General features: G+C 49.5%; 14 protein-coding genes. 3 read left to right on the top strand and 11 right to left on the bottom strand.

Annotated features, from left to right (window positions below):
- Positions 1–226: 226 nt before the first annotated feature.
- Positions 227–1,486, bottom strand: coding sequence for a Glu/Leu/Phe/Val family dehydrogenase (locus AC4PHM_RS14185; RefSeq protein WP_492018392.1), 1,260 nt, complete (start codon positions 1,484–1,486; stop codon positions 227–229).
- Positions 1,487–1,764: 278 nt separating this feature from the next.
- On the bottom strand, positions 1,765–2,592 hold the full coding sequence (locus AC4PHM_RS14180; protein ID WP_492018391.1) for an Asp23/Gls24 family envelope stress response protein: 828 nt from the start codon (positions 2,590–2,592) through the stop codon (positions 1,765–1,767).
- 310 nt (positions 2,593–2,902) lie between these two features.
- On the opposite strand from AC4PHM_RS14180, the gene fdxA reads away from it, so the two are divergent.
- Positions 2,903–3,073, top strand: a complete 171-nt coding sequence (fdxA, locus tag AC4PHM_RS14175) for a 4Fe-4S ferredoxin (protein ID WP_492018390.1) — start codon at positions 2,903–2,905, stop codon at positions 3,071–3,073.
- Between the two features lie 100 nt (positions 3,074–3,173).
- On the opposite strand, the gene AC4PHM_RS14170 is transcribed toward fdxA, so the two are convergent.
- From AC4PHM_RS14170 to AC4PHM_RS14160, 3 genes are all read right to left on the bottom strand, one after another.
- Complete coding sequence (locus AC4PHM_RS14170) at positions 3,174–3,626, bottom strand: MarR family winged helix-turn-helix transcriptional regulator (protein ID WP_492018389.1); 453 nt, start codon at positions 3,624–3,626, stop codon at positions 3,174–3,176.
- A 9-nt stretch (positions 3,627–3,635) separates the two neighbouring features.
- On the bottom strand, positions 3,636–4,814 hold the full coding sequence (locus tag AC4PHM_RS14165; protein WP_492018388.1) for an acetyl-CoA C-acetyltransferase: 1,179 nt from the start codon (positions 4,812–4,814) through the stop codon (positions 3,636–3,638).
- Between the two features lie 216 nt (positions 4,815–5,030).
- Entirely contained in the window at positions 5,031–5,660 is a 630-nt protein-coding gene (locus tag AC4PHM_RS14160; protein WP_291400230.1) for a redox-sensing transcriptional repressor Rex, read from the bottom strand.
- A 239-nt stretch (positions 5,661–5,899) separates the two neighbouring features.
- Between AC4PHM_RS14160 and AC4PHM_RS14155 the strand changes: the two genes are divergently transcribed.
- Together AC4PHM_RS14155 and acpP are read left to right on the top strand one after the other, a co-directional pair.
- Positions 5,900–7,816, top strand: coding sequence for an ABC-F family ATP-binding cassette domain-containing protein (locus AC4PHM_RS14155; RefSeq protein ID WP_492018387.1), 1,917 nt, complete (start codon positions 5,900–5,902; stop codon positions 7,814–7,816).
- A gap of 166 nt (positions 7,817–7,982) precedes the next feature.
- The gene (acpP, locus tag AC4PHM_RS14150) at positions 7,983–8,210 is read left to right on the top strand and encodes an acyl carrier protein (RefSeq protein WP_492018386.1); all 228 of its coding nucleotides are present in this window, start codon (positions 7,983–7,985) and stop codon (positions 8,208–8,210) included.
- 83 nt (positions 8,211–8,293) lie between these two features.
- Here the strand turns inward: acpP and AC4PHM_RS14145 are convergent, their stop codons facing one another.
- The 6 genes from AC4PHM_RS14145 to AC4PHM_RS14120 form a co-directional block, all read right to left on the bottom strand.
- Complete coding sequence (locus AC4PHM_RS14145; RefSeq protein ID WP_492018385.1) at positions 8,294–8,947, bottom strand: HAD family hydrolase; 654 nt, start codon at positions 8,945–8,947, stop codon at positions 8,294–8,296.
- Between the two features lie 483 nt (positions 8,948–9,430).
- Entirely contained in the window at positions 9,431–10,456 is a 1,026-nt protein-coding gene (gene tsaD, locus AC4PHM_RS14140) for a tRNA (adenosine(37)-N6)-threonylcarbamoyltransferase complex transferase subunit TsaD (protein ID WP_492018384.1), read from the bottom strand.
- A gap of 101 nt (positions 10,457–10,557) precedes the next feature.
- Complete coding sequence (locus tag AC4PHM_RS14135; RefSeq protein WP_492018383.1) at positions 10,558–11,298, bottom strand: Yip1 family protein; 741 nt, start codon at positions 11,296–11,298, stop codon at positions 10,558–10,560.
- Positions 11,299–11,404: 106 nt separating this feature from the next.
- Positions 11,405–12,625, bottom strand: a complete 1,221-nt coding sequence (locus AC4PHM_RS14130; RefSeq protein ID WP_492018382.1) for an ABC transporter permease — start codon at positions 12,623–12,625, stop codon at positions 11,405–11,407.
- The gene (locus AC4PHM_RS14125) at positions 12,622–13,431 is read right to left on the bottom strand and encodes an ABC transporter ATP-binding protein (RefSeq protein ID WP_492018381.1); all 810 of its coding nucleotides are present in this window, start codon (positions 13,429–13,431) and stop codon (positions 12,622–12,624) included. The genes AC4PHM_RS14130 and AC4PHM_RS14125 overlap by 4 nt, the downstream gene beginning before the upstream one ends.
- Positions 13,432–14,667 (bottom strand): efflux RND transporter periplasmic adaptor subunit, encoded by a 1,236-nt coding sequence (locus AC4PHM_RS14120; protein WP_492018380.1) that lies wholly within the window; start codon positions 14,665–14,667, stop codon positions 13,432–13,434. It abuts the gene before it with no gap.
- Between the last annotated feature and the right edge of the window lie 12 nt (positions 14,668–14,679).

The following is a 14,679-nucleotide window of genomic DNA, read 5'->3' as shown; positions in this document are numbered from 1 at the left end:
ATATCACAAATGGACCGCATTAACAACTGATGATCTTGTTGTTTTCTTATAAACAGCGCAAAAATAATACCAACTGTATTCTTCAAAAAAACAAAATTTCCGTACCGTTTATCCGGGCGCATTTATAGGTTTCCTATAAATATACGACATAAAAAAACGGTTCATGTTTTGCGCAGCGCGCAAAACATGAACCGTTTAAATCCGTTACCAGATGAAGCTGCTAATATTAGTACCAGCCGCGAACTTTCATTGCGTCAGCAATACGCTTGATGGACATAACATAAGCTGCTTTTCTGACGTCGATATTGTATTTCTCTTTGATGACGATGATGTCATTGAACGCTTTAACCATAAGTGCTTCTTGCTTCTCTTGAACTTCTGCGAAAGACCAGTAGTAGTTCATGAGGTTCTGAACCCACTCGAAGTAAGAAACCGTTACGCCGCCTGCATTTGCAAGGATGTCAGGAATCAGGAGAACGCCTCTTTCGTAGAGGGCTTTGTCTGCTTCAGGTGTAGTAGGGCCGTTAGCGCCTTCTACGACAACGCGAGCTGTGAGCTTGCCGACATTGTCCATAGTGATGGAGTTCTCAAGGGCACAAGGCGCGAAGATGTCACATTGAACGCCGAAGACTTCGTTTCTGTCGAGTTCAGTTGTGCCATGTCCGAAGCCAGTGATGAATCTGTTAGGCGCGTTGAGTGAGTACTCCATGAGTGCCTCAACATCAATGCCGTCTTCTTTGAAGAGCGTGCAAGAGAAGTCGGAAACTGCGACAACTTTAATGCCTAGCTGGTGAGCGAAGAGCGCTGCGAAGCTTCCAACGTTGCCGAAGCCCTGGATCGCAACTTTAAGGTCGCTCAGGTTCATGCCGAGGTATTTAGCGGATTCTCTCATCATGAGAGCGACGCCGTAACCTGTTGCTTCGTTTCTAGCGAGGGAACCGCCAAAGTTGACAGGCTTGCCAGTGATGACACCTGGAACGTTTTCGCCTCTGAGCTTGCTGTATTCGTCAACCATCCAAGACATAATCTGGCCGTTAGTGTTGACGTCCGGCGCAGGAATGTCTTTCTTTTCGCCGATGATTGGAGAAATCGCCGTGATATAAGCACGGGACATTCTCTCGAGTTCGCCTTGTGAAAGTGTAGCTGGGTCAACTGTAATGCCGCCCTTGCCGCCGCCGTAAGGAATGCCTACGACGCCGCATTTGAAGGACATCCACATGGAAAGCGCTTTGACTTCATCATAAGTAACACCTTGGTGGAAACGGATGCCGCCCTTGGCAGGACCAACTGCATCATTATGTTGGGATCTGAAACCCTGGAACATACGGACTGTGCCGTCGTCCATCTTAACTGGGAAGTTAACTTCAAGTACTCTGAGCGGCTGCTTTAAGAGTTCGAAAACTGCTGGTTCTGCACCGAGGACTTCACATGCTGCCTTGACTTGTTGCTGGGCGATTTCAAATGGATTTAACGTTTTTTCTGCCACTTTATTGGCCTCCTTAAATCTTGTTATTGTGAAGCTCGCCAGATTCTTGCTAGTGACACGCGCTGACCTTCCCCTGGACTTGCGCCTTCAGAAGACTGGCTTGCTTGACTACCCAGATTATGTTTGAGTATAGCAGTTCCCACCATATTATAAAATTGTTGAATCGTCACGTGATTTTGATTTTTTGTAGCGAAATTGAATCATTAATTATTAAAATTCATTTATTGTTATAATTTAAACATTCTCACACTGCCATTTTAACACATCCGCAGACAGTGTCAATACAAGGTTTCGGTCTGAATTTTCAAACTTTTTATATAGACCAAGACTTTGATGACTTGTATTCGCGTCATCTCTTCCACTGCCTCGGCGACATGCCTCTGCACCGCTGTCGCAGTCTCCATCATCCGGTATGGCGGTTTCAGCTCCAATTCCACATGAATCTCGAGTCCGTCGCCCAGTTCAATGACTCTGGTTTTATCTGCAGTGTGCACCAGCGGAATCTCTTCTGAGGCATATTCAGCGATTTGCGCGAGTACTTTGTTGGACACACTGAATTTGCCCAAATAACTGAAAGTTGGTCTGACTACTGTCTTCTCACCGACAACTGTCGAATGATCCCGCCGGCGAATAATAGTTTTGACTGCATCCAGGAAATAGCCGCTGAAGTCCCGCTTCACCTCGACTGAGGGCAGCGGTATGATGTGCTTCCCGAACTTTTCCCTCTGACTTTTCGCCATTTGAATGTCGTCCGGTGTCGATACATCCTCAATTCGAATCCATTCGTCGATCCCGTGCAAGCCCAGATTTTCCGCGATATTCTCCACCATTCTGTCAGAAGTTCCCAAAATCATTAAGGTGCTCGGCTTCAATCGCTCAAGAGCTTCCCTGACTTCTTGCCGATGGTCGCGGTGAAAAAAGATCGCCCGCTTCACTGCCGCCATTTTGGTATCCTCCCGTTTGGCGGATTTTCCTGCGAGACGTTTTGAATCGCCAATCAATAGACCGTCGTCGATAATATATTGAATCCCATAATCATGAGCTACGTGCATGGCCTGGTGGCTTTTACCTGTTCCACTGCTGCCAACGAGTGCATAAACTTTCATTTTCACCACTCCTGTAGAACCAGCGTCACTTGGCTCCAGTATAACTGCGCTGCCTGGTCAAAGCACTGCTTGAACCAGAATCTCATCTTCATTATATCAGAAAGTCATGGCATTGTTTATGTAACACTTCATTTTTATGTTTACCAATGGATAAGATGTGAATCAGCCATAATATAATGATAATCATTTTTGATTAGCTAGTTTTCTTTATTTTTTGCCTTTTTTCATTGCTATGATCCTCCTGAACTAGATATAATTTCGATATCGCCGGTCAAAGAACCGGCAACTACATATTTGAGGAGGATCTCCAATGGCATATGTAATTAACGATTCCTGCATTTCTTGCGGCGCTTGCGAGCCTGAGTGCCCAGTCAGCTGCATTACTGCAGGTGATTCCATCTACGTCATCGACGGTTCAGCTTGCATCGATTGCGGCGCTTGCGCAAACGTTTGCCCAGTTGACGCTCCAAAGCCTGAGTAAGACTCAGAGCAAAAGAAAAAAAGTAAAGCAGTGGGAAATTGGTGCTGTGGAAGTCGTTCTCCGACTTCCACATTGCTGCCTCTTCCCGCTGCTTTTTCATTTAATCGTGCAGATCATACTTCCCTACAGTCAGCTGATTCATTCGGCTGAGGAACTTCAGAACCGCTTTCTGTTCGTTCACTGTCATTTCTCCAAGAACATAATCCAGATATTCCTTCTCATGACTCTGCCAGCGTTCAAGTGCCCGTATTCCAATGTCGCTGAGCCAAATGCGGCGAATCCGCTTGTCCTCACGGGATACGACCTTGTCGACCAATCCGAGCCTTTCCAGACGCTCCACGCTCCTGGAGACCAAGTCGCGGTTCAGATCAAATCGCTCCGCAATTTCCTGGATGGAGAGCGCCTGACGCTGAAGCTCCTTCAAAAGCCACAGCTCAATCAATGTCACTTTATGCTGTTGGTCATCCAGAGGAAATGACATGCGGTCGTAGCGCAGAACTTTGGACATGATTTTCTCAATCATGCGCTCTATTGAGAGTCTATAAGAATTCATAGCCTGGTCCTAACGCCCTACGATCAGCGCTTCACCCATACCGCCGCCGATACAAAGCGTAGCAAGGCCTAATTTCGCATCTCTTCGCTTCATTTCATGAAGAAGCGTGACGAGAATTCGGGCGCCGCTGGCCCCAATTGGATGGCCAATAGCAATTGCACCGCCATTGACATTGGTTTTATCTGCCGGCAGCTGAAGCTCTTTCATGACAGATAGCGCCTGAGAAGCGAAGGCTTCATTTGCCTCGATCACATCCAGCTGTTCAACTGTCAGCTGTGCTTTTTGAAGTGCTTTGCGCACAGCCGGGACCGGTCCTATGCCCATGACCGACGGATCAACACCCGCTGAGGCAAATGATCTGATAACTGCCATAGGTGAAAGTCCAAGCTCGTCCGCCTTGTCTTTGCTCATCAGCACCAAAGCTGCCGCACCGTCGTTGATGCCTGACGCGTTGCCCGCTGTCACGGTGCCATCTTTTTTGAATGCCGGACGCAATTTGGACATGCTTTCAAAGGTGGCACCTTCCCGAATGTATTCATCTCTTGAGAACAAAACAGGATCGCCTTTTTTCTGCGGAATTGGAACAGGAATGATTTCTTCGTCAAAACGTCCGCTTTCGCGGGCTTCGAAAGCGCGCCGCTGACTTTCTGCAGCGAAAACATCCTGTGCTTCTTTGGAAATCTCATACTGAGATGCTAAATTTTCAGCAGTGATCCCCATGTGATAATCGTTAAATGCACACCAAAGTCCATCATTGACCATGACGTCATAAGTTTTGCCGTCGCCCATGCGCTGCCCCCAGCGTCCGGACGGCAGCAGATAAGGTGCCATACTCATATTTTCTGTTCCACCGGCAATGACGATGTCATTTTGGCCTGCCATGATGCTGAGTGCAGCCATGGAAACGGTTTTAAGCCCCGAGCCGCAAATCATATTGATCGTTGAAGCAGGAACACTGTCCGGTAGACCTGCCTTGAGAGCCGCCTGTCTGGCGACACCCTGCCCGTAACCGGCTTGAAGTACACAGCCAAAGAGCACCTCGTCCACGGCTTCAACGTTTACGCCCGCTCTGGCGATCGCTTCACGGATGACGAGCGCGCCCAGATCCATAGGTGTAACGTCTTTTAAAGAGCCCCCGAATGACCCTACCGGTGTACGTACCGCACTGACAATGACAACTTCTTTCATAAGAATCCTCCTTGTAAATCGACCCCATGTTTACCCAATCACATTATACACTTATTTGTTGGAATGTTAACGATTCGTTATTTAATTAACAAAACCAAGACTCAAATGTTGCCATCGCGTATGGAAGACGGTGTCAGACACCTGTTTCCATTTCTTTAGAGGGACTTTTCAACATAAAAAAGCCCGGCGGTCGCCGGGCTATCTTATACGTCTTAATTACTGCTCTTTCACAAAATAAGTCAGGGTCAGCAGATTGTCGATGAGGTGGACGTTTTCCACGACGACGTCGTCATCCACTCTGAGGTCAACCGGCGCAAAGTTCCAAACCGCCTTGATCTTGCACGCCATCAAAGCGTCTGCGACATCCTGCGCACCCGCACGGCTGGTGCATATGTAGGCGATATCAATAGGCGTTTCACTGGCGAAGGCTTTAAGATCATCCATGTCACGAACTTCAACATCATTGATTTTTAATCCGATCACCTTAGGATTGACGTCAAAAATCCCAACGAGATTAAAGCCAAATCTTGCGAAACTGGCATAGTTTGCAAGTGCTTGGCCAAGGTTGCCGGCACCAATGATTATGGTGTTATAGGTTTTGGTAAGACCCAGAATCTTTCCGATCTCACTGTAAAGATCCTCAACGTTGTAGCCATAACCTTGTTGTCCGAAGCCGCCAAAATTATTAAGGTCCTGACGGATTTGGGATGCAGTGAATCCAATGATCTCACTAAGCTCTTTCGAAGAGATCCTCTTGACATCTTTGTCGAGCAATTCTCTTAGGTAACGGTGGTATTTAGGCAGTCTTCTTATAACAGCCATTGAAATGTTCTGATTTGATGTCATAACTCTATCCTCACATCCTTTTAACTCTTATGAAAAATTATACCATTCAAAAGTTCTATATGTCAATTTAATAACAATTCAAGTCGTATGCTGCCTAAATATGTTCTTTTTGATCATGAACGCTTCTCCATCGGCGGCACTATCTTTTTCTGTGCTTTTTTCGATCCTTCAAAGCTACGCTGCTGTCGAATATGTTAAAATGAATTTCAAGAACGATACACCAGAATGGAGCGGTTAGTTTGATAGCTTTATCATGCAACGGTTTGACAAAATATTACGGCGTTGACCGAATCATCGAGGACATCTCCTTTACAATGTCTCAGGGTGATCGAGTGGGCTTGATCGGCAGGAATGGCGCCGGCAAGACGACACTGTTTAAAATTCTGACAGGGCAGATCACCAGCGACAGCGGCACGCTCTACCGTGCTAAAGAGACTGAGATTGGCTATCTGGAACAGATCGTGCCCTCCTCCAGTTCACAGACCCTCCTGGAGTTTGCCATGTCCATATTTTCTGAGCTGCTCGACCGCGAGGAGGAGCTGCGCGCCCTTGAGCATGACATTGCGGACGCCGACCCAAGGGACGTGAGCGTCAACGAAAAACGGTTGGAGGCGTATTCACATAAGCTTGAGTCTTTCGAAAAAGACGGCGGCTATACGTTTAGGAGCGAAGTCAAGGGTGTTTTGAGAGGCCTTGGTTTTGAAGAATCGGAGTTCGGAAGAGATCTGAATGAGCTTTCGGGCGGGCAGAAGTCACGGCTGAGCATCGGCAGACTTCTTTTGAAAAAGCCTGAACTGCTCTTGCTGGACGAACCGACGAACCACCTGGACATAGATGCCTGCGCGTGGCTGGAGAACTATCTCAAAAGTTACCCTGGCACCATGATGATTATTTCCCATGACCGCTATTTTCTCGACCAGCTGGTCAACAAAATTTATGAGATCGAAAACGGCAAGCTCACGGAATATCCTGGGCTTTACAGCGACTATGCCCGGGAAAAGCGCAAGCGGTTTGAAGTCGAAATGAAGGCGTTTGAAAAGCAGCAGCGCGAAATCGAGCGTCAAGAGGAGATGATCCGGCGCTTTAAGCAGCACGGCACGGAAAAGCTGGCGAAGCGGGCGCGAAGCCGGGAAAAGCGCCTTGAAAAGGTGGATCGGATTGAAAAGCCCACTGAGGACCACCGCAGATCCCGGCTCAATCTGACTCAGCGGACTCAGAGCGGCGAAGACGTCTTGGCTGCTGAAGGGCTTGCGAAGTCCTATGGCGGCAGAAGAATTTTCAACAACGCCGAGCTCTTTGTTTACCGCGGGGACCGGGTAGGGCTGATTGGCGCGAACGGCATAGGCAAGACGACGCTTTTCAATATTCTCTGTGGTAAAGTGGAGCCGGATGAAGGCTATTTCAAGCTGGGGCACAAAGTCGAGGTCGGGCTTTATGACCAGGAGCAGTCCAATTTGAATCCGGGGAACAGTCTGTTGGAAGAAATCTCTGACGCCGACCCCAAGCTGGACCTGACAGAGATTCGCACTTTACTGGGCGCGTTCCTCTTCTTTGGGGATGACGTCTACAAACTCGTCTCACAGCTCAGCGGCGGGGAGCGCGGCCGATTGTCTCTGTTGAAGCTCATGCTCTCAGAAGCTAATCTCCTGCTTCTGGACGAGCCTACCAATCACTTGGACATCCAGTCAAAGGAAGCACTGGAGTCGGCGCTGGAGAATTACGAAGGTACCATCATCACCATTTCCCACGACCGCTACTTCCTGAACCGGCTCTGCAACAGACTGGTGGAGCTGAAGGCGGACGGCACGACACTGTATCTGGGCAATTATGATGATTACAAGGAAAAGCTCGCCACCAATCAAAAGCTGGAAAACGAGCCTGATCAGACAACGGTCAATAAGACGCGCCAGAAGGAAGAGCGGCGCAAGGAAAAAGAGAAGCTCTCTGAGGAACGCTCGAAGAAACGCGACCTTCAAAATCTCGAAGCGAGGCTTCACGAGCTGGAGAACGAGCTGCACGAGATTGAACAGAAAATGTGTGACATCAGCATTTCCCAGGATCATCAAGCGCTTCTCAATCTGACAGAGACCAGTGAACAGCTGAAGGCGGAGATTGAAGTTCTCTACGGGCGCTGGACAGAGCATCTGGAAGAGTAGTTTGATTTTCTCATTTTCATGAGTGTGAAAATGAGTTCAGAAATGAGTTTAGAAATGATTCATAATTGACCCATCCCCAGTCTGGACAAATTGAGGCTGTGGGCTATAATAGAATAGTGATCTGTGGGCGGTTTGACCGCCAACCATCGTATGAGGAGGCACCCGAATGTTTGAAATGATAAAAAGTATCATTGAAGATCAGCTGGCTATTTCAGATCCAGACAGAATCACCCTGAACACAAACCTTAGAGACGATCTGGACGCAGATTCTCTTGACGCAGTGGAAATCATCATGGCGGTTGAGGATGAGCTCGACATTGAAATCCCGGATGATATCGCTGAGCGTTTTCAAACCGTGGGTCAAATTGTGGAGTACCTGGAGAACATTAGATAATTATATTAAAACATAAAGAAAAGCCTGGCAGATCACCAAAGCCAGGCTTTTCTTTATGCTTTGTAGGTTGCGAACTCGAAAAACTACGCGATCTGTTCCTCAGCCAGACTGACAACCTGCAGCAGCTCGAGGGGATGCTCAATCACAAAGTCCGGCTGATGGGCCATCAGAGTTTCTCTCCTAACCGAGGTCCAGCCAACCAGGACATTTGCGACGCCCGCTCGGCGGCTCGCAATCAGATCTCCGGAACTATCTCCAATGAAGAGGGCTTCCTCAGGTCTGACATTCATTCGTTCCAAGGCTAAATGGACACCCTCCGGTGACGGCTTCTTTTCCTTTACGTCATCGCATGTAATGACCGTTTGAAATAAATGGTGCAACCCCAGGTGCCTGAGTCCCATTTGGACACCTTCCCTGCTATTGTTGGTCACTATAGCCATGTTGAAGCTGCATTGACGCAGGTCGTCAAAGAGCTCATCCATCCCTTGGAATGCCTTGGTCAGGGCGTCGTGCCGCTGGGTGTACCACTTCCTGAAGCGCGCTGTCATCTCATCTGCACGCTCAGGATTGAGGGCTGCCATCTGGTCGTGCAGCGGTTTGCCTGTCAGCTGCTCCAGCTCGTGCTGTGACAATCGGCTGCCTCTGTAGGCTTTTGAAAAAAGATTAAGGCCTTTCGCAATAATCAGGTTTGTGTCTATTATAGTGCCGTCAAAATCAAAAATAAGTGTATTGATCATGTGGATTCTCCTCACAGTCATGTGTTCTGCCCTTTGTTTTCACTCTTCTCTACAGCATGATCTTACATCTGAAGTGCAAGGATCAGATGAACTTCGTGTTAAAAGTCTGTAAATTCCTCTTATTCAGAGAAAAAGAGTTCCGGCAAACTAAAGTCTGATGGTGCATAGAGGCGCGCAACTTTATTCATGTATATGCACCGCTCCAATATTCATATCAACACCATACACAGTCTATCCACAGGTTATCCTTGTTAAACGACTATGTTCACAGGGGTTTCTAACAGTTTTCCACATTATCCACAAAGTCATCCACAGAAAAAATGTGGTATTCAGAATTTTCTGTTATTTATATTGCATTAACATAACAATGAAAGTCGGTGTCTGACACCGAGTTTCGTGAGGAAGAGGGTGTCTGACACCGACTTCCTTCCACAACAAAACGCGGCCGTCAAAAGACGTGCCGCGCTTCAATTGTTGTGTTATTCAGAATGATGGCGTATCCAGCGTCAAATTAGGAACGGCATTCAATGCCATGTCCGCAATGTGTCCATTTAAATAGGCATAGTGACCGGCGCAGCCTATCATGGCTGCATTGTCTGTACACAGTTCAATGGGCGGATAAAGCATCCGGATGCCCTTTGCTTTGGTTTTTTGGTCCAGGACTTCCCTGAGCCGGGAATTTGCCGCGACGCCGCCTGCCAGTACGAGGGTCCCAACGTCTGAAGCCAGCGCTGCAGCGACCGCTTTGTCTGTCAAAACATCGACTACCGCTTCCTGGAAGGAGGCGGCTACATCTTCCACCACAATAGGCTCACCTTTCATCTTCATCTGGTTCAGATAACTGAGTACAGCGGATTTCAAACCGCTGAAGCTGAAGTCGAGACTGTCCTGCTCCAGATACGTTCTGGTAAAGGGAATGGCTGCGCCGTTGCCAAGCCTGGCGAGACGGTCGATCTGCGGACCACCGGGATAACCTATCCCAAGGGCTCTGGCTACTTTATCATAGGCTTCTCCGGCTGCGTCATCCCGAGTTTTCCCAAGGATTTGGTAATGGCCATAATCCACTACTTTGACCAGATGGGTGTGCCCACCGGAGACGATCAGCGCCGCAAAAGGCGGCTCTAGATCCGGGTGAGCAATGTAGTTGGCTGCCACATGACCTTCAATGTGATTGACGGGAATTAAAGGCTTGTTCAGGGAGAACGCCAATGCTTTGGCAGTGGAGAGACCGACGAGGAGCGCTCCAACGAGGCCGGGGCCGTACGTTGTCGCGATCAGGTCCAGGTCCCGAAAGGTACAATCCGCTTCCCGAAGGGCTTCATCAATGATTCCGCTGATTTTTTCAACATGATTGCGGGACGCGATTTCCGGGACGACGCCCCCGTAGAGCTTGTGCAGATCAATTTGGGAATAGATGACATTGGACAAAACCTCTCTGCCGTTTCGGACAACGGCGGCAGAGGTTTCATCGCAGCTGGTTTCAATAGCCAGCGTTAAAATAGATTTCATGATTATGCCTCCTGAAGCCTCTGAAAGGTTTACTTTAACTTTCTAACCTGCCGCGCTAGGAGCAGCCTTCAGAGGATCTGTCTGCGGTCTGCAGCGTTGATTTACACCGCTGTACCAGTTAAGAATGGGATTAATGCCGAAACAAGGGACATCACAAACGGCAGAAGCACAACGACGGCAGCTTGCCAGGTCTTGAGTTTGTGAACGGTTTTAAAGCCTATGACGGACACCACAAGATACCAAATTGTGAAAAGATCAAAGGCAGAAAGGAATGAGAACAAGGGATCCGTCGGTGCTGCATCACCTAAGAACATGGCAGGCGAAAAGGTGAAGAGGTAATTTTTCGTCGTCAGCGCCAGCGGGATTCGAATCAAAGTGCCAAGCATCACGATCAGATAAGCGTAGGCTACCACGGACAGACTCCGTTTAAAAGTTGTCTTGGCATCAAATGCAAGGCTGAGCAGATGAGCAAACGCGCCTTTGACAAAGGGCGCAATAACGCTGACCGCAATCATGGCAACAATTGTGGAGACCATGGTGACTCTGGCAAAGCTCTGGAGCTGATCTGCCGGTAATTCCATACCCATTTGCTTATAGGAAGCAGCCATGGTCTCCAGGGTGTAGTCCTGCATGAGTCCCATTGTGACAAACGAAAACAGGGCTGCCACCAGCATACTGGCACAGTAGGGGAGAAAGACATCCGGTTTTTGACGGATAGCTTCAAAGGTGCGAACGGGATTGATAAATATCGACACAGCTTTTTGGATAAATGACAGTGTGCTTTCCTGCTGCTCAACGGGCTCCAGCCCATATAGATCTTGATTTGGATTTCGAGGTTCCATAGACGCCCTCCTTTGCAAATTTGTAAAACCAATCGACTTTCAAACCCACTGCATCAGCGGCACGGGTTATTGCACAGAATGACAGAGACTGTCAACAAAGTCGACCTCATTCATACCTCAGTGCTTCAATTGGATCCAGCTTCGCGGCCTTGTTCGCGGGATAGATCCCGAAAAAGACGCCAACACCCGCTGAAAACAGCCAAGCCAGAAGAATAGTGCCCAGGCTTGTGGATGGTGGAATTTTAATGACCCAGGCAATCCCGTAGGAAAATGCGATTCCCAACACCGTGCCAATCACACCGCCTATCAGTGCCACAATCACCGCTTCGACCAAAAACTGCATCAAAATGTCTTTGCGTTTTGCGCCCAGTGCCTTTCGAATCCCAATCTCACGCGTGCGTTCCGTGACAGAGACCAGCATGATGTTCATGACGCCTATTCCACCCACGATCAGTGAGATCGCCGCTATGGCGCCTATGACTGTAGTCAGAAGCCCCAAGACTCGATTCACAGTTTCCAGCTGCTCCTCCGCGCTGAAAACCATGTATTTCTCCTGGCCAATATTATCATGGCGACGCTCAAGCAGTGCCTTAAGATCCTCGACGACTGCCTTTTGGTCCGCGTCCATAACCAGGTTGATTTCGATGCCATTCACCCCGTCTCCAATACCGTATAGTCGTTCGAGCAGCGTATAGGGCACATGGACTGTCTTTGGCATTTCGAAGCCGGGAATATTTGAAAACGAGGTCATAGGCGCCTCATAGACCCCTACGATGATATAGGACATACTTGTCCTGGAGGCTATGGTCAGGCGCTCCCCTACGACATCCGTTCTTCCAAAGAGTTCTGTCGCAAGACCGGAATCGACGACTGCTGCCGCACGCTTGGCTTTGACATCAGATTCGACAAGGAATCTGCCGTGCAGAAGTTTTATATCCTCTATGCCATTATACCGTTCGTTGACGCCGTTCAAACTGACTGAGATGGGATCCTGATTTTGTCTTCCCTTAATTTGACCGCTTCCGGATACGGAAATGGTCATAGCTTTGATGACCTCCGAAAAGCTGCGTTCAATAGCGTCCACATCCGCGTGGTTGAGACGGTCTCGCGAAGTAATCTCTTCCGAATAACTCGTCGTCACAAAGAGGCGGTTCACGCCAAAGGATTCAAATTCCTGGCCTATGACTGCTTCACTGCCGCTGCCCAGCGCCACCACCGCAATGACGGAGGAAATACCAATAATAATGCCCAGCATAGTGAGCAGCGACCGCATCTTATTGACCCAAATGGCGTCCAGGGCAATTTTGAAGCTCTCTGCAAAGTTCACTGTGTCACCTCCCCAGAGGGCACTACAGGCTCTGAACACTTATCCGACGAAGCCTCTTCTGCGGATAAGCCCGCTGCCTCATAGTCTGCGACATATGCCGCCAACTCTGGCCAATACCTTTCATTGATGACCTTTTTCCGGTCATCCGTGACTATGGCGCCATCCTTAAAGGTGACGATTCTCTTGGCATTGTCCGCAATTTCATGCTCATGGGTGACAATGATCAGCGTGACGCCCTCGTCATTCAGGCGCTTGAAGATCTGCATGATTTCCTCAGTTGAGTGGGAGTCCAGATTGCCCGTAGGCTCGTCTGCCAGTATGATCGCCGGCCGGGTCACAAGTGCCCTGGCTATGGCAACCCGCTGCTTTTGACCGCCGCTGAGCTCGTTGGGTTTATGATCGATGCGGTCCGCCAGACCTACCCGCTCCAGAGCCTCCATAGCTCTTTGGCGGCGCTCGGCTTTATGGACGCGGCCGTAGATCAGGGGCAGTTCAACATTTTTGATGGCATTGACGCGGGCCAGCAGATTGAAGGATTGAAACACGAACCCTATCTTCTGATTCCGGATGACCGCCAGCTGCGGATCACTCAGGCTGCTGACGTCAACGCCGTCCAGAACATAGCGTCCCCGGGTCGGTCTGTCGAGGCAGCCCAAAATATTCATCAAAGTCGACTTTCCCGAGCCCGAGGCCCCAATAATGGCTACGAAATCCCCTTCCTCCACATGAAAGTCTACTGACCTCAGCGCTTCGACCTGAATACTGCCCGTATCGTAGATTTTAGTCAGTCCCTGAATGTCAATCATCTAGTCCACCTCGATCACTTTGACCGAATCTCCATCTTTCAGGGTTTCTGTAGGATTGAGGATGACGATGTCCCCTTCTGCCAGCCCCTCGCCTATAACCTCGACGTTCAGATCCCCTTCTATGCCGAGTGTCACCAAACGCTCTTTGGCAACACCTTCCTCAATGACAAAGAGTCTTCTGACACCCGCCGCGTCCGTATAGACCGCCTCATAAGGCACCATCAGCGCCGCCGGCTTCTCGGCTGTCAGGATCTCAATAGCGGCAGAATAGTTCGGTCGAAATTTCGTCTCTTGTGCCAGGAAGGAGACTTCAATTTTGACGACCGTTTCTGAGGACTGGCCGCTGACGAGACTTTCGGCCACGTCTGAAATATAAGTCACCTGACCTTCATACTGATCCGCAAAGCCATCACTGCGTATGACGACCGGCTGTCCCACCGCTACTGAATCAATGTCGTACTCGCTGATGGACGCTGAGACCTTCAACCGATCCGAAGAAGCTATGGAAAACAAAGGCAGGGTTTGGGCAGCCAGTTCTCCCGGTTTGGCGTGAATGGCGTACACGACACCATCGGCAGGGGCTTTGAGCGCCAGCTTGTCTTTTTGCACCTGCAGCTGTTCCAGGGAGAGGCGCGCGGAGGAGACGGACAGAGCCTGAATCCGCAGGGCGCTTTCCTGGCCATAACTGCTGTAGCCGCGCTCTGCGGAAAGCTTTTCCGTTTCGGCGCGCTCGAGCTGGCGCTTGGCCTGATCAAGCTCGGACTGACTGATGGCGCCCACGTCGAACAGCGCCTGCTGGTCCGCGACCAGCTTAAGCGCGTCCTCATAGGCGGCAGAGGCAGTCTTCAGCGGCAGATCATAATTAAGCTTTCCGGCACTTTGGGCTTGTTTCAGAGTCTCTTGAGCAATGCTGAGCTGAAGGTGCGCAGCCGCCAGCTGCTGGTCAAGAGCTTCAGAGTCCAGGGTCGCCAGCACATCGCCTTTCCTGACCTGTTGGCCAAGTTCGACCATGACCTCCTTGACCATGCCCGGCGTTTCGGCATAAACCTCCCGGTCCTCGGCGGCAATGACCTTGCCGCTGGCGTAGACATAAGCGGCAGCCTCACTGGAAATAACCTGTTCCGTGTAGACAAGAACGCCGTCCTCCATCCGGGTTGCTCGCCAAATGACAAACCCTATGGCAGCGATCACGAGTGCCAGAACCAGCAGCACCCAAAGCGCAGATTTACGTTTCACTTTGCTCACCTC

This window comes from Acidaminobacter sp. QWL-03 (assembly GCF_058683855.1).
The sequence above is the reverse complement of the archived record's forward strand: the minus strand, read 5'-3'. Positions and strand labels throughout refer to the sequence as shown.

What these genes read in the sequence shown, in the direction of transcription:
- AC4PHM_RS14180 (WP_492018391.1), bottom strand. Translation starts at nt 2,592, where the DNA reads ATGAAAGTTTATGCACTCGTTGGCAGCAGTGGAACAGGTAAAAGCCAC.
- fdxA (WP_492018390.1), top strand. Translation starts at nt 2,903, where the DNA reads ATGGCATATGTAATTAACGATTCCTGCATTTCTTGCGGCGCTTGCGAG.
- AC4PHM_RS14170 (WP_492018389.1), bottom strand. Translation starts at nt 3,626, where the DNA reads ATGAATTCTTATAGACTCTCAATAGAGCGCATGATTGAGAAAATCATG.
- AC4PHM_RS14165 (WP_492018388.1), bottom strand. Translation starts at nt 4,814, where the DNA reads ATGAAAGAAGTTGTCATTGTCAGTGCGGTACGTACACCGGTAGGGTCA.
- AC4PHM_RS14160 (WP_291400230.1), bottom strand. Translation starts at nt 5,660, where the DNA reads ATGACATCAAATCAGAACATTTCAATGGCTGTTATAAGAAGACTGCCT.
- acpP (WP_492018386.1), top strand. Translation starts at nt 7,983, where the DNA reads ATGTTTGAAATGATAAAAAGTATCATTGAAGATCAGCTGGCTATTTCA.
- AC4PHM_RS14145 (WP_492018385.1), bottom strand. Translation starts at nt 8,947, where the DNA reads ATGATCAATACACTTATTTTTGATTTTGACGGCACTATAATAGACACA.
- tsaD (WP_492018384.1), bottom strand. Translation starts at nt 10,456, where the DNA reads ATGAAATCTATTTTAACGCTGGCTATTGAAACCAGCTGCGATGAAACC.
- AC4PHM_RS14135 (WP_492018383.1), bottom strand. Translation starts at nt 11,298, where the DNA reads ATGGAACCTCGAAATCCAAATCAAGATCTATATGGGCTGGAGCCCGTT.
- AC4PHM_RS14125 (WP_492018381.1), bottom strand. Translation starts at nt 13,431, where the DNA reads ATGATTGACATTCAGGGACTGACTAAAATCTACGATACGGGCAGTATT.